Below are 13,263 nucleotides of genomic sequence, written 5' to 3'. Positions count from 1 at the left end.
GGCGGGGTTGTCATTTGCTTTGCCACAAGGTTTCTCCTCTTTTATCAATTTGGGTTGTTATCAAATCGTTACGCGATGTTTGTGTTATCTTTAATATTCACCCTGAAGAGAATCAGGGCTTCGCAACCCTGTCATTAAGGAGGAGCTATGTCGTCAACCCTACGAGAAGCCAGTAAGGACACGTTGCAGGCCAAAGATAAAACTTACCACTACTACAGCCTGCCGCTTGCTGCTAAATCACTGGGCGATATCACCCGTCTACCCAAGTCACTCAAAGTTTTGCTCGAAAACCTGCTGCGCTGGCAGGATGGTAACTCGGTTACCGAAGAGGATATCCACGCGCTGGCAGGATGGCTGAAAAATGCCCATGCTGACCGTGAAATTGCCTACCGCCCGGCAAGGGTGCTGATGCAGGACTTTACCGGCGTACCTGCCGTTGTTGATCTGGCGGCAATGCGCGAAGCGGTTAAACGCCTCGGCGGCGATACTGCAAAGGTTAACCCGCTCTCACCGGTCGACCTGGTCATTGACCACTCGGTGACCGTCGATCGTTTTGGTGATGATGAGGCATTTGAAGAAAACGTACGCCTGGAAATGGAGCGCAACCACGAACGTTATGTGTTCCTGAAATGGGGAAAGCAAGCGTTCAGTCGGTTTAGCGTCGTGCCGCCAGGCACAGGCATTTGCCATCAGGTTAACCTCGAATATCTCGGCAAAGCAGTGTGGAGTGAATTGCAGGACGGTGAATGGATTGCTTATCCGGATACACTCGTTGGTACTGACTCGCACACCACTATGATCAACGGCCTTGGCGTGCTGGGGTGGGGCGTGGGTGGGATCGAAGCAGAAGCCGCAATGTTAGGCCAGCCGGTTTCCATGCTTATCCCGGACGTAGTGGGCTTTAAACTTACCGGTAAATTACGTGAAGGTATTACCGCCACAGACCTGGTTCTCACTGTTACCCAAATGCTGCGCAAACATGGCGTGGTGGGGAAATTCGTCGAATTTTATGGTGATGGTCTGGATTCACTACCGCTGGCGGATCGCGCCACCATTGCCAATATGTCGCCAGAATATGGTGCCACCTGTGGCTTCTTCCCAATCGATGCTGTAACCCTCGATTACATGCGTTTAAGCGGGCGCAGCGAAGATCAGGTTGAGTTGGTCGAAAAATATGCCAAAGCGCAGGGCATGTGGCGTAACCCGGGCGATGAACCGATTTTTACCAGTACGTTAGAACTGGATATGAATGACGTTGAAGCGAGCCTGGCAGGGCCAAAACGCCCACAGGATCGCGTTGCACTGCCCGATGTACCAAAAGCATTTGCCGCCAGTAACGAACTGGAAGTGAATGCCACGCATAAAGATCGCCAGCCGGTCGATTATGTTATGAACGGACATCAGTATCAGTTACCTGATGGCGCTGTGGTCATTGCTGCGATAACCTCGTGCACCAACACCTCTAACCCAAGTGTGCTGATGGCTGCAGGCTTGCTGGCGAAAAAAGCCGTAATTCTTGGCCTCAAGCGGCAACCGTGGGTCAAAGCGTCGCTGGCACCAGGCTCGAAAGTTGTTTCTGATTATCTGGCAAAAGCGAAATTGACACCGTATCTCGACGAACTGGGGTTTAACCTTGTGGGATACGGTTGTACCACCTGTATTGGTAACTCTGGGCCGCTGCCCGATCCTATCGAAACGGCAATCAAAAAAGGCGATTTAACCGTCGGTGCAGTGCTGTCCGGCAACCGTAACTTTGAAGGCCGTATCCATCCGCTGGTTAAAACCAACTGGCTGGCCTCGCCGCCGCTGGTGGTTGCCTATGCGCTGGCGGGAAATATGAATATCAACCTGGCTTCTGAGCCTATCGGCCATGATCGTAAAGGCGATCCGGTATATCTGAAAGATATCTGGCCATCGGCACAAGAAATTGCCCGTGCGGTAGAACAAGTCTCCACAGAAATGTTCCGCAAAGAGTACGCAGAAGTTTTTGAAGGCACAGCAGAGTGGAAGGAAATTAACGTCACACGATCCGATACCTACGGTTGGCAGGAGGACTCAACCTATATTCGCTTATCGCCTTTCTTTGATGAAATGCAGGCAACACCAGCACCAGTGGAAGATATTCACGGTGCGCGGATCCTCGCAATGCTGGGGGATTCAGTCACCACTGACCATATCTCTCCGGCGGGCAGTATTAAGCCCGACAGCCCAGCGGGTCGATATCTACAAGGTCGGGGTGTTGAGCGAAAAGACTTTAACTCCTACGGTTCGCGGCGTGGTAACCATGAAGTGATGATGCGCGGCACCTTCGCCAATATTCGCATCCGTAATGAAATGGTGCCTGGCGTTGAAGGGGGGATGACGCGGCATTTACCTGACAGCGACGTAGTCTCTATTTATGATGCTGCGATGCGCTATAAGCAGGAACAAACGCCGCTGGCGGTGATTGCCGGGAAAGAGTATGGATCAGGCTCAAGCCGTGACTGGGCGGCAAAAGGTCCTCGTCTGCTTGGAATTCGTGTGGTGATTGCCGAATCGTTTGAACGAATTCACCGTTCGAATTTAATTGGCATGGGCATCCTGCCGCTGGAATTTCCGCAAGGCGTAACGCGTAAAACGTTAGGACTAACCGGGGAAGAGAAGATTGATATTGGCGATCTGCAAAATCTACAACCCGGTGCGACGGTTCCGGTGACGCTTACGCGCGCGGATGGTAGCCAGGAGGTCGTACCCTGCCGTTGTCGTATCGACACCGCGACGGAGTTGACCTACTACCAGAACGACGGCATTTTGCATTATGTCATTCGTAATATGTTGAAGTAACAAGTATTTGCTTGCCGGTTATTTTGCTTCCGGCAAGCAAACTAATTACACAATGCAAGAGGGTTATTTGTTCAGCAAATGGCCCATTTTCTCGGCTTTGGTATCGAGATAATGTTCGTTATTGGGGTTACGACCTACAATCAATGGTACGCGTTCAACAATATTAATCCCTGCTTCGGTCAGAATTTCGACTTTTTTCGGGTTATTGGTTAACAAGCGGACTTCATTGACGCCAAGGAGTTTGAACATATCAGCGCAAAGAGTGAAGTCGCGCTCATCAGCGGCGAAGCCTAACTGGTGGTTAGCCTCTACGGTATCGTAACCTTGATCCTGCAGTGCGTAAGCGCGGATTTTATTCAGCAGACCAATGTTACGACCTTCCTGACGGTGATACAGCAAAATACCACGGCCTTCCTCGGCAATTTGCGTCAATGCCGCTTCGAGCTGGAAGCCACAATCGCAGCGCAAGCTGAACAGGGCGTCACCGGTCAGACATTCGGAATGGACGCGCGCAAGTACCGGGGTATGCCCGGAAATATCGCCATAGACTAGCGCGACATGATCGTGTCCGGTTGCCAGTTCTTCAAATCCCACCATCAGGAAATCGCCCCATGGGGTTGGCAGTTTGGCTTCTGCCACACGTTTAAGCTGCATGAAATTCTCCAGATAATGCTGGTTCTGTATTGGCTTATTTTGCCATAACGAGAAGGGGTTCACCTAATCACGACGCGTCGATCGTTCACGGAATGGCACAAATCTGTCAATTTTTCCTGGAACTGGCGTTTTCAGTTATGATTGTGGGACTTATCAAAAAGGAGAGGCCATGCGTTCGATTGCCAGACGTACCGCAGTGGGAGCTGCACTATTGCTTGTCATGCCAGTAGCCGTATGGATTTCTGGCTGGCGTTGGCAACCTGGAGAACAAAGTTGGCTACTAAAAGCGGCTTTTTGGGTTACTGAAACTGTCACCCAGCCCTGGGGCGTCATTACACATTTGATTTTATTCGGCTGGTTTCTCTGGTGTCTGCGTTTTCGCATTAAGGCTGCCTTTGTATTATTTGCCATTCTGGCGGCCGCAATCCTTGTGGGACAAGGCGTTAAATCCTGGATCAAAGACAAAGTCCAGGAACCACGACCTTTTGTTATCTGGCTGGAAAAAACACATCATATTCCGGTTGATGAGTTCTACACTTTAAAGCGAGCAGAACGCGGAAATTTAGTGAAAGAACAGTTGGCTGAAGAGAAAAATATCCCACAATATTTGCGTTCACACTGGCAGAAAGAGACGGGGTTTGCCTTTCCTTCCGGTCACACGATGTTTGCTGCCAGTTGGGCACTGCTGGCCGTTGGTTTGCTGTGGCCGCGTCGGCGAACGTTAACCATTGCTATCTTGCTGGTCTGGGCAACGGGAGTCATGGGAAGCCGCCTGCTGCTCGGGATGCATTGGCCACGCGATCTGGTAGTAGCTACGTTGATTTCGTGGGCGCTGGTGGCGGTGGCAACGTGGCTTGCGCAACGAATTTGTGGGCCATTAACACCACCTGCGGAAGAAAATCGCGAAATAGCGCAACGAGAACAAGAAAGTTAACGCTGGTTGATTTTCCGAATTTAGCCCTTAAATCATCAACAATGCGCGTGGATGCCATTTCGCAGACGGCGCGAAAATGGTACTTTAAAGGGCTATTGCGGTAAGTTGACCATAATTTATTCGCTCTAACCACATAACGGGAAGTAATGTGAAATATTTACTCATTTTCTTACTGGTGTTAGCGATCTTCGTGATTTCGGTCACGTTGGGTGCGCAGAACGATCAACAGGTGACGTTTAATTATCTGTTAGCGCAAGGGGAGTACCGTATTTCCACATTGCTGGCGGTATTGTTTGCTGCGGGGTTTGCTATCGGTTGGTTGATTTGTGGCCTGTTCTGGCTGCGAGTTCGTGTTTCCCTGGCGCGCGCTGAACGTAAAATAAAGCGACTGGAAAACCAGCTTTCACCCGCGACTGACGTGGCTGTAGTGCCGCACTCGTCAGCGGCGAAGGAATAACTTTCTATGCTGGAGTTGTTGTTTCTGCTTTTGCCTGTAGCCGCTGCCTATGGCTGGTATATGGGCCGCAGAAGTGCGCAACAAAATAAGCAAGATGAAGCCAACCGCTTGTCGCGTGATTACGTAGCGGGGGTTAACTTCCTGCTTAGTAATCAACAGGATAAAGCGGTAGACCTGTTTCTCGATATGCTTAAAGAGGATACAGGCACCGTTGAAGCCCACCTTACGCTCGGAAACCTGTTCCGTTCGCGTGGCGAAGTTGATCGCGCTATTCGCATCCATCAGACCCTAATGGAAAGCGCCTCGCTGACCTATGAACAGCGTCTGTTGGCGATTCAACAACTAGGGCGTGATTACATGGCCGCCGGGTTATACGACCGCGCGGAAGACATGTTCAATCAGCTGACCGATGAAACTGACTTCCGCATTGGCGCTCTGCAACAGTTGCTACAAATCTACCAGGCTACCAGTGAGTGGCAGAAAGCAATTGATGTTGCCGAACGCCTGGTGAAGCTGGGTAAAGATAAACAGCGCGTCGAAATTGCCCATTTCTACTGTGAGTTAGCCCTGCAGCATATGGCCAGCGACGATCTCGATCGTGCCATGACCTTGCTAAAAAAAGGGGCGGCGGCAGATAAAAACAGCGCCCGCGTATCCATCATGATGGGACGCGTGTTTATGGCGAAAGGAGAATACGCCAAAGCCGTCGAAAGTTTGCAACGCGTGATATCCCAGGACAGAGAACTGGTCAGCGAAACGCTGGAAATGTTGCAAACCTGCTATCAGCAGTTGGGTAAAACTGCCGAATGGGCAGAATTCCTGCAACGCGCGGTGGAAGAGAACACCGGTGCCGATGCTGAATTGATGCTTGCGGATATCATCGAAGCGCGCGACGGTAGTGAGGCTGCACAGATCTATATTACGCGCCAGCTTCAGCGTCATCCGACCATGCGTGTGTTCCATAAGTTAATGGATTACCACTTAAATGAAGCGGAAGAAGGGCGTGCCAAAGAGAGCCTGATGGTGCTGCGTGACATGGTTGGCGAAAAGGTACGTAGTAAGCCTCGTTATCGCTGCCAGAAATGTGGTTTTACCGCATACACCCTCTACTGGCATTGTCCGTCTTGTCGGGCCTGGTCAACCATTAAACCGATTCGCGGTCTTGATGGCCTGTAATTTTTAAAAAAATCCGACTTTAGTTACAACATACTAGTTATTGATGTTCCATTGTGCTCCGGCAACGACGGAGCAGAAAAAGCCTGCCAGGGGAAAAATCGCAACTGTTAATTTTTTATTTCCACGGGTAGAATGCTCGCCGTTTACCTGTTTCGCGCCACTTCCGGTGCCCATCATCAAGAAGGTCTGGTCATGACGTTAACTGCTTCATCTTCTTCCCGCGCTGTTACGAATTCTCCTGTGGTTGTTGCCCTTGATTATCATAATCGTGATGACGCGCTGTCCTTTGTCGACAAGATCGACCCACGCGATTGTCGTCTGAAGGTCGGCAAAGAGATGTTTACATTGTTTGGGCCACAGTTTGTGCGCGAACTTCAACAGCGTGGTTTTGATATCTTTCTTGACCTGAAATTCCACGATATTCCTAACACTGCAGCGCACGCTGTCGCTGCTGCAGCTGACTTAGGCGTGTGGATGGTGAATGTTCATGCCTCTGGTGGGGCGCGTATGATGACCGCAGCGCGTGAGGCACTGGTTCCGTTTGGCAAAGATGCACCGCTTTTGATTGCTGTGACAGTGTTGACCAGCATGGAAGCCAGCGACCTGGTCGATCTTGGCATGACACTGTCACCTGCAGATTATGCAGAACGTCTGGCGGCACTGACGCAAAAATGTGGCCTTGATGGTGTGGTGTGTTCTGCTCAGGAAGCTGTGCGCTTTAAACAGGTATTCGGTCAGGAGTTCAAACTGGTTACGCCGGGCATTCGTCCGCAGGGGAGTGAAGCTGGTGACCAGCGCCGCATTATGACGCCAGAACAGGCGTTGTCGGCTGGTGTTGATTATATGGTGATTGGTCGCCCGGTAACGCAATCGGTAGATCCAGCGCAGACGCTGAAAGCGATCAACGCCTCTTTACAGCGGAGTGCATGATGAGTGATTCCAACAGCCGTCTGGTCTACTCAACGGAAACCGGACGTATTGATGAGCCCAAAGCGGCCCCTGTACGCCCTAAAGGCGACGGTGTGGTGCGTATTCAGCGTCAGACCAGTGGACGTAAAGGTAAGGGCGTTTGCCTGATTACCGGTGTCGATCTCGATGATGCCGAACTGACAAAACTTGCAGCGGAACTGAAGAAAAAATGCGGCTGCGGCGGAGCAGTTAAAGATGGAGTTATTGAAATCCAGGGCGATAAGCGTGATTTATTAAAATCACTACTTGAAGCGAAAGGGATGAAGGTAAAACTCGCAGGCGGTTAACATAAAAAGCCACGGATATATCCGTGGCTTTCGAATATTTTACTGTGCGTATTATTCAGTTATTTCGTACTGAACAGAATCAAGCGTATTATAATTGCGAGTCGATAATCGACATTTATTTACGATTATTTACCGACCTGGTGACCAATAACACCACCGACAGCTGCACCACCTAATGTACCCAACGTACTGCCATCGGTCAGTACTGCACCGCCTAATGCCCCTGCACCCGCGCCGATTGCGGTGTTGCGGTCCCGTTTAGACCAGTTAGAACAGGCACTCAGAGACATTGCCAAAGTAATTGCCAGAACAGCCGCGGTCATTTTTTTGCTCGTTACAAACATAATACTCTCTCCTGAATTTATGATTCACGGAAGTAAGCTCTCTATAACTATAATAGCTAAGAATAAGCCTGGTGAAATTATTCCGTGAAATCTGCTCGCGCGCAGGGTTATATCACGCAGGTGATAATGACTTCCTGTTATATCGCTGATAATAATTTTATATCTTGAGAGTGTTAATAACAGGTAAATAGTCTTAATTATCAACCAGGAATCATCTTAGAGCGGATGATTTGCCAAACTGCAAATCATCCGTAGAGAAGGGAAATGGTTAAATGTCAACGACGTGAACGGTGAGTTTACTGTGCTCAAGATGCATCAGATCGCTGGCGCGTATTTTCGAATCGGTAATCACGCGATTGAATCGCTCAACGGGACCGATGGAGTATGAATGTACAGCACCAAATTTCGAGCTGTCAGTCAGGACTATCGCTTCGCACTCTTTTTCCAGCACGGCATTGACCACATCGGTACGCATCATATCGCGACCGGTGAATCCAGTTTCAGGTTGCCAGCCATCAATACCAATAAATGCTTTGCTGAAATGTACCTGCTGGATGCACTGGCGTGTCAAAGGGCCAACCATACTTTCGCTTTTTTTCTGGTACACGCCACCGAGCAAAATGACTTCACAAGGCGCGTCTTTCAGCAAATGCGCAATGTAGCTGCTGACTGTGATGATAGTGACATTTTTCTTCTGTTCGCCCAGAGTCCGGGCGAGCAGGGCATTGCTGCTACCATTTTCGATAAAGATGGTTTCGCCCGGTTGAACCAGTGACGCGGCAAACTCGGCGAGTTCACGCTTCAGCGTATAGTTGCTCATCATACGGGTTTCGACGTCATCACTATCAAGCGAAACTGCAAAGCCATGTGCACGGCGGAGGTAACTCAGTTTTTCGAGGGTGTTGAGATCCTGGCGAATGGTAACTTCAGAAACTCCAGTGGCTTTTGCCAGATCGGTTACGCTAACCTGACCCTGGTCAATGACCATCTGTAGAATAGTTTGTTGTCGGGAATTCATCGCTGTAATTCTTATAACGTTATAATACTAAATAAAAAAATACTGACGCGCCGGGCATCCTCAAATAGGAAAACCTGAAGGCACGATTGTTAAATCTCCCACGGTGCCTTCGGGATGTCTGGCGTAGATTCAGCAACCTGGCGCAAGAGTTCTGCTTTAAGTATCTCGAGATTATGGATCGCAGAGTGGTAATCGCCTGCCACAAGGATATCTAACACAATATCAATACGTTCGGCAACGCGCTGGGCATCAAATTCAGACATCAAGGACATCCTTATAGCAAAAGTGGAAAATGAATAATGCAAAAATTGCCGCTAAAAGAGAAGTGTTTAACAGCAACGGCTAATTATCATCCAGGAATACGATATATAATGACGGGATATAGCGCTAAGTATATATATTCATCTACTTATGCGCGCTTCAGATAGCGTTTATACCAGCGTTCGAAGGCGACGGCGGGCATCGGTTTGGCAAACAAAAATCCTTGCCGCTCATTGATCCCGTTCTTGGTTAAAAAAGCATCTTCCTTTGCACTCTCTACACCTTCGGCGATCACCTGAAGATTCAATGCCTGGGCCACAGCGACGATCGCCCGGACCAGTGACTGCGAGACAGGTTGTTTGTGAATATCTCGAACAAAAACCTGGTCAAGTTTGATGGCATCGATCGGAAAGCGCGCCAGTTGCGAAAGTGAAGAGTAGCCGGTACCAAAATCATCCAGATGCACTTGCGCACCTAGTTGGCTAAATTGTTGAATAACAGACAGTGCCAGTTCATCATTCTCAATCAGACAACTCTCTGTCAGTTCAACATCTATAGGGCAGTATTCAAAATTGAGTTCCTGGAGAACCTGTTTCAGGGCGGTGAAAATGGTTTGATCGGCGAGCTGACGTGCAGAAATATTTACCGCCACTCGCAGGTTTATGCCTTTATCCCGCCACTTTGCCACCTGGCGTACGACATCGAGAATCACCCAACGGCCTAAAGGCACAATTAGCCCTGACTCTTCGGCGTAGGAAATGAAGTCCAACGGTGGAATCAACCCACGTTCAGGTGACTGCCAACGTACTAGTGCTTCCAGACTGCGCACTTCGCCACGCCAGGTGATTTTCGGTTGATAGTGAATAACCAACTGATCGTTTTCCAGTGCTTTACGCAAGTTGGTATCCAGCCAGAGATATTCAAATACCCGCTGATTCATTTCTGGAGTAAAAACGCAAAATTGTCCTCGTCCGCCTTCCTTCGCTGTGTACATTGCTGTGTCGGCGTGACGAATAATAGCCGTGCTGTCTGAACCATGTTCGGGAGAGAGTGCAATACCTACTGAACAGCTGGTATAAACTTCAATTAAACCAATGCGAAAGGGGAGCCGTAAGCGGGTCAAAATTCGTGATGCCATTGCTTCCAGCGCGCTTTGTGAGGTGTTGGATGCCAGTACCAGAAACTCATCCCCACCTGGACGCGCCAACACCTGGTCATGTTCGAGACAGCTTAAAATAGCCAATGACACGTCGCGTAATAACTGGTCACCAAACAAATGCCCATAGGCGTCGTTGACCTTTTTGAAATTATCCAAATCAAGATACACAACCCCAACTTTATTGTTATCTGCATGATTAATAGCGTGATCGATTAAATCCTGCATTGCGTTACGATTCGGCAGTCCGGTGATACTGTCGGTATTTGCCAGAATACGCAGTCGCTCCTGAGCGCGGCGCTCTTCGGTAATGTCGGTGCCGGAACAGATTAAAAAAATCTCGTTTTTGCCACTGCCGCTGTGGACAAATTTATTGCGAAACAGAAACAGCCGCTGGCCTTTACATGTTGGTATCCACAGTTCGACTTCATATGCATTGCCGCTTCGAAAAAATACACGGTTATTGCGCCTGGATGCCGCAGCTTCACGACGGCTCATAAACAGTTTAAACACGCTTTGCCCAATGACGTCGTGTTCTTTCAACCCTGTGTAATCTTCACATAACCGATTGAAGCGTTGAATATTCCCCCGGCTGTCGAGAATGACTATTGCGGAATGTGCTTCAGAAACTACCTGCTCAGCAAAGGAAAGCCCGTGTGATAAATCACGAGCAACCGCCGGTGTGTCATGCCATGCAGACGCGTTGCCAGCCCATTCCCGTTTATTGATTTTTCGTCCTACCAGATGCACAGAAAGATCGCTCTCATCGACGGTCAGACTCATCATCAGGCTGGAGGTGATGACCGTCATTTCCCTGATGCGAGCAGCCTGTTCGGCAGATAACTGCAAAGTACGATCAGGTTCTGTGGTTTCGGTGGTAGAAAAGCGCAAAACATCGCTGCTTTCCGTCAACCGCCAGTATGGATTGTGCGATCCGAGAAAGTTGTACAACGTTGTGGACTCCCTAACGGTTTTCATGATGCATATCCTCCGGTTAACTGCGGAGTCCGCGGTTAAATAAAAGGAACAACATGACTTACATGAAATTAACGGCGGCTAAACGCATTGTTTTTTTTATATATTTATTTGTAATCCAGTTTTGGAAAAACGCCAGTTTTCAAACGAAAGTCAGTTAAAAAATCTGCCTGGATATAACGAAGGTAGAGCGGGGAAATAAACGGCCCATCCATGAGGAATGGGCCGTGAAAGGAGATTACGCGACCGGGCGCGCAATAATGCTGCGGGTTTCCATGCGGACTTCGGCAATAGTGACGTCAATAACGTCAGTCACTTTGTAAACCGTTTCACCTTTAATTTGTACAGTGCCGTTTTCCTGGCTGCAAACCAGTTCATCGCGCACAGCGTGTAAGAAAGGTGCCGGAATAAAGGCGATAGCGCCGTTATCAACCAAACGAACACGCATGCCGCCACGGCTGATATCGACAATTTCCGCTGCGAAACGGGTGTCGGTCCCGGCTTTGTCTTTCAGGAAGCGTGCGTATAACCAGTCACCAACATCACGTTCTGCCATCCGGTTGAGACGGCGACGCTCGGCCATTTGGACAGTGATTTCATCCTGTGGGCGCGTCGCAGTTTCGCCTTTGATAACCGCTTTCAGCAGACGGTGGTTGATCATGTCGCCATATTTACGGATCGGCGAAGTCCAGGTGGCGTATGCTTCCAGACCGAGGCCAAAGTGAGGACCGGGTTCAGTGCTAATTTCAGCAAATGACTGGAAGCGACGAATGCGGCTGTCGAGGAAACCAGTTGGTTGCGCGTCCAGTTCACGACGCAGTTTGCAGAAACCGTCCAGCGTGAGCACTTCTTCGGCATCGACATGCAGACCGTGCGTTTTCAGCAACGCTGCCAGCGCGTCGGCATTCGCCGGATCAAAGCCCATATGCACGTTATAGATGCCAAAACCGAGCTTATCGCGCAGTACGCGGGCCGCACAAATGTTAGCGGCAATCATCGCTTCTTCGACGATACGGTTGGCAATGCGACGAGGCTCGGCGACGATATCCAGCACTTCACCTTTTTCACCGAGAATAAAGCGGTAATCCGGGCGATCTTTAAACACCAGTGCGTGGTTATGACGCCACTCGCCGCGGCGTTGGCAAATTTGCGCTAGCAAACGGACTTGTTCGGCAATTGCTTCACTTTCAGGCTGCCAGTCACCGGTATTTTCCAGCCAGTCAGAAACCTGGTCATACACCAGCTTTGCTTTGGATTCGATGGTGGCGGCAAAGAATTCGATATTATCTTCAATGGTGCCATCAGCGGAGAGCGTCATGCGGCATGCCAGTACCGGGCGGACTTCATTGGCGCGCAGTGAGCAGAGATCGTCAGAAAGCTCGCGAGGCAGCATAGGGATGTTGAAGCCAGGCAGATAGTTGGTGAATGCGCGAATTTTCGCGGCTTTGTCCAGCTTGCTGCCTTCAGCAATCCACGCGGTTGGATCGGCAATCGCCACAATCAGCTGAAGTTTGTCATCCGGCAACGCCTTAGCGAAAAGGGCGTCATCCATATCTTCTGTGCTGGCACTGTCGATGGTGACAAAATCCAGCGCGGTCAGATCTTCACGAACCAGACCTTCATCGAGCATTTCGGTAGCGACGCCGTCTGGTGCTTCTTTTTCCAGATTATGGCGCGCAAGGGTAACCCACCACGGTACAAAGTGGTCGTCACCAAAAGTGATGTATTGTGTCAGTTCAGCATAGAAAGAACGATCGCCTTTCAGCGGATGACGGCGCATTTCGGCAACCGCCCAGTCGCCTTCTTTAAACTCGTGGTTCAGGCCACGGGCTGCGCGGCAAGGAATGGCGTCTTTTAAGAGTGGATGATCAGGAACGATGGCCAGACGGTCATTTTTGCCCTGAACTTTACCCACGAAACGAGTCAGGAACGGTTCAACCAGTTCTTCTGGCTCTGCGGATTCACGTTCTTTTTCACTGTGGATCACCGCGATAATTCGGTCGCCATGCATGACTTTTTTCATCTGCGGCGGCGGAATGAAATAACTTTTTTGCGCGTCGACTTCCAGGAAGCCAAAGCCTTTTTCTGTGGCTTTTACCACCCCTTCAGCGCGTGGCGTCTGGGAATGCAGTTGCTGTTTAAGCTGCGCTAGCAGCGGGTTGTCCTGAAACATAATTGTCTATTTTGGTGGCCATTAGAGCGGCTGACA

The 13,263-nt window shown here is 49.8% G+C and carries 14 protein-coding genes; 8 read left to right on the top strand and 6 right to left on the bottom strand.

Features of this window, described 5'->3' with window-relative positions; genetic code table 11:
• Positions 1-147: 147 nt before the first annotated feature.
• The gene (gene acnA, locus HGD79_RS04765; protein WP_021534107.1) at positions 148-2,823 is read left to right on the top strand and encodes an aconitate hydratase AcnA; all 2,676 of its coding nucleotides are present in this window, start codon (positions 148-150) and stop codon (positions 2,821-2,823) included.
• 63 nt (positions 2,824-2,886) lie between these two features.
• Here the strand turns inward: acnA and ribA are convergent, their stop codons facing one another.
• Entirely contained in the window at positions 2,887-3,477 is a 591-nt protein-coding gene (gene ribA / locus HGD79_RS04760; protein WP_001176295.1) for a GTP cyclohydrolase II, read from the bottom strand.
• Positions 3,478-3,646: 169 nt separating this feature from the next.
• Here ribA and pgpB point away from each other — a divergent pair, with 169 nt between their 5' ends.
• From pgpB to yciH, 5 genes are all read left to right on the top strand, one after another.
• Positions 3,647-4,411 (top strand): phosphatidylglycerophosphatase B, encoded by a 765-nt coding sequence (gene pgpB / locus HGD79_RS04755; RefSeq protein ID WP_001256538.1) that lies wholly within the window; start codon positions 3,647-3,649, stop codon positions 4,409-4,411.
• 148 nt (positions 4,412-4,559) lie between these two features.
• Positions 4,560-4,868, top strand: coding sequence for a lipopolysaccharide assembly protein LapA (gene lapA, locus HGD79_RS04750; RefSeq protein WP_000876286.1), 309 nt, complete (start codon positions 4,560-4,562; stop codon positions 4,866-4,868).
• 6 nt (positions 4,869-4,874) lie between these two features.
• Complete coding sequence (gene lapB / locus HGD79_RS04745; protein WP_000891350.1) at positions 4,875-6,044, top strand: lipopolysaccharide assembly protein LapB; 1,170 nt, start codon at positions 4,875-4,877, stop codon at positions 6,042-6,044.
• A 192-nt stretch (positions 6,045-6,236) separates the two neighbouring features.
• On the top strand, positions 6,237-6,974 hold the full coding sequence (pyrF, locus tag HGD79_RS04740; RefSeq protein ID WP_000176278.1) for an orotidine-5'-phosphate decarboxylase: 738 nt from the start codon (positions 6,237-6,239) through the stop codon (positions 6,972-6,974).
• Complete coding sequence (gene yciH, locus HGD79_RS04735) at positions 6,974-7,300, top strand: stress response translation initiation inhibitor YciH (RefSeq protein WP_001295580.1); 327 nt, start codon at positions 6,974-6,976, stop codon at positions 7,298-7,300. The genes pyrF and yciH overlap by 1 nt, the downstream gene beginning before the upstream one ends.
• A gap of 125 nt (positions 7,301-7,425) precedes the next feature.
• Here the strand turns inward: yciH and osmB are convergent, their stop codons facing one another.
• The 3 genes from osmB to yciZ all read right to left on the bottom strand — a co-directional run bounded on the left by osmB (position 7,426) and on the right by yciZ (position 8,925).
• A complete protein-coding gene (gene osmB / locus HGD79_RS04730; RefSeq protein ID WP_000498253.1) occupies positions 7,426-7,644 on the bottom strand; it encodes an osmotically-inducible lipoprotein OsmB in 219 nt (72 codons plus the stop codon).
• 268 nt (positions 7,645-7,912) lie between these two features.
• Positions 7,913-8,662 (bottom strand): DNA-binding transcriptional regulator YciT, encoded by a 750-nt coding sequence (locus tag HGD79_RS04725; RefSeq protein ID WP_001088621.1) that lies wholly within the window; start codon positions 8,660-8,662, stop codon positions 7,913-7,915.
• A gap of 89 nt (positions 8,663-8,751) precedes the next feature.
• Positions 8,752-8,925, bottom strand: a complete 174-nt coding sequence (gene yciZ / locus HGD79_RS04720) for a protein YciZ (RefSeq protein WP_001288368.1) — start codon at positions 8,923-8,925, stop codon at positions 8,752-8,754.
• Between the two features lie 36 nt (positions 8,926-8,961).
• Here yciZ and ymiD point away from each other — a divergent pair, with 36 nt between their 5' ends.
• Positions 8,962-9,090 carry a protein YmiD gene (ymiD, locus tag HGD79_RS26535; RefSeq protein WP_211180493.1) on the top strand — a complete coding sequence of 43 codons (129 nt, stop codon included), beginning with the start codon at positions 8,962-8,964 and terminating at the stop codon, positions 9,088-9,090.
• Here the strand turns inward: ymiD and pdeR are convergent.
• Positions 9,072-11,057 (bottom strand): cyclic di-GMP phosphodiesterase, encoded by a 1,986-nt coding sequence (gene pdeR / locus HGD79_RS04715; RefSeq protein WP_000859945.1) that lies wholly within the window; start codon positions 11,055-11,057, stop codon positions 9,072-9,074. The two genes, ymiD and pdeR, sit on opposite strands and share 19 nt — an antisense overlap.
• Before the next feature lie 53 nt (positions 11,058-11,110).
• Here pdeR and HGD79_RS04710 point away from each other — a divergent pair, with 53 nt between their 5' ends.
• Positions 11,111-11,215, top strand: a complete 105-nt coding sequence (locus HGD79_RS04710; protein ID WP_000221855.1) for a hypothetical protein — start codon at positions 11,111-11,113, stop codon at positions 11,213-11,215.
• 77 nt (positions 11,216-11,292) lie between these two features.
• Here HGD79_RS04710 and rnb read toward each other — a convergent pair whose 3' ends face one another.
• Entirely contained in the window at positions 11,293-13,227 is a 1,935-nt protein-coding gene (gene rnb / locus HGD79_RS04705) for an exoribonuclease II (protein ID WP_000484984.1), read from the bottom strand.
• Positions 13,228-13,263: the final 36 nt, after the last annotated feature.

This window comes from Escherichia sp. SCLE84, assembly GCF_012584495.1.
Classification (GTDB): Bacteria; Pseudomonadota; Gammaproteobacteria; order Enterobacterales; family Enterobacteriaceae; genus ECMA0423.
The sequence above is the reverse complement of the archived record's forward strand: the minus strand, read 5'-3'. Positions and strand labels throughout refer to the sequence as shown.

Excerpts from the sequence above, each read along its gene's own strand:
- yciH (WP_001295580.1), top strand. The coding sequence starts at position 6,974 with ATGAGTGATTCCAACAGCCGTCTGGTCTACTCAACGGAAACCGGACGT.
- rnb (WP_000484984.1), bottom strand. The coding sequence starts at position 13,227 with ATGTTTCAGGACAACCCGCTGCTAGCGCAGCTTAAACAGCAACTGCAT.
- yciZ (WP_001288368.1), bottom strand. The coding sequence starts at position 8,925 with ATGTCTGAATTTGATGCCCAGCGCGTTGCCGAACGTATTGATATTGTG.
- osmB (WP_000498253.1), bottom strand. The coding sequence starts at position 7,644 with ATGTTTGTAACGAGCAAAAAAATGACCGCGGCTGTTCTGGCAATTACT.
- acnA (WP_021534107.1), top strand. The coding sequence starts at position 148 with ATGTCGTCAACCCTACGAGAAGCCAGTAAGGACACGTTGCAGGCCAAA.
- pgpB (WP_001256538.1), top strand. The coding sequence starts at position 3,647 with ATGCGTTCGATTGCCAGACGTACCGCAGTGGGAGCTGCACTATTGCTT.
- ribA (WP_001176295.1), bottom strand. The coding sequence starts at position 3,477 with ATGCAGCTTAAACGTGTGGCAGAAGCCAAACTGCCAACCCCATGGGGC.
- HGD79_RS04725 (WP_001088621.1), bottom strand. The coding sequence starts at position 8,662 with ATGAATTCCCGACAACAAACTATTCTACAGATGGTCATTGACCAGGGT.
- HGD79_RS04710 (WP_000221855.1), top strand. The coding sequence starts at position 11,111 with ATGACTTACATGAAATTAACGGCGGCTAAACGCATTGTTTTTTTTATA.
- pdeR (WP_000859945.1), bottom strand. The coding sequence starts at position 11,057 with ATGAAAACCGTTAGGGAGTCCACAACGTTGTACAACTTTCTCGGATCG.
- lapB (WP_000891350.1), top strand. The coding sequence starts at position 4,875 with ATGCTGGAGTTGTTGTTTCTGCTTTTGCCTGTAGCCGCTGCCTATGGC.
- ymiD (WP_211180493.1), top strand. The coding sequence starts at position 8,962 with ATGCAAAAATTGCCGCTAAAAGAGAAGTGTTTAACAGCAACGGCTAAT.
- pyrF (WP_000176278.1), top strand. The coding sequence starts at position 6,237 with ATGACGTTAACTGCTTCATCTTCTTCCCGCGCTGTTACGAATTCTCCT.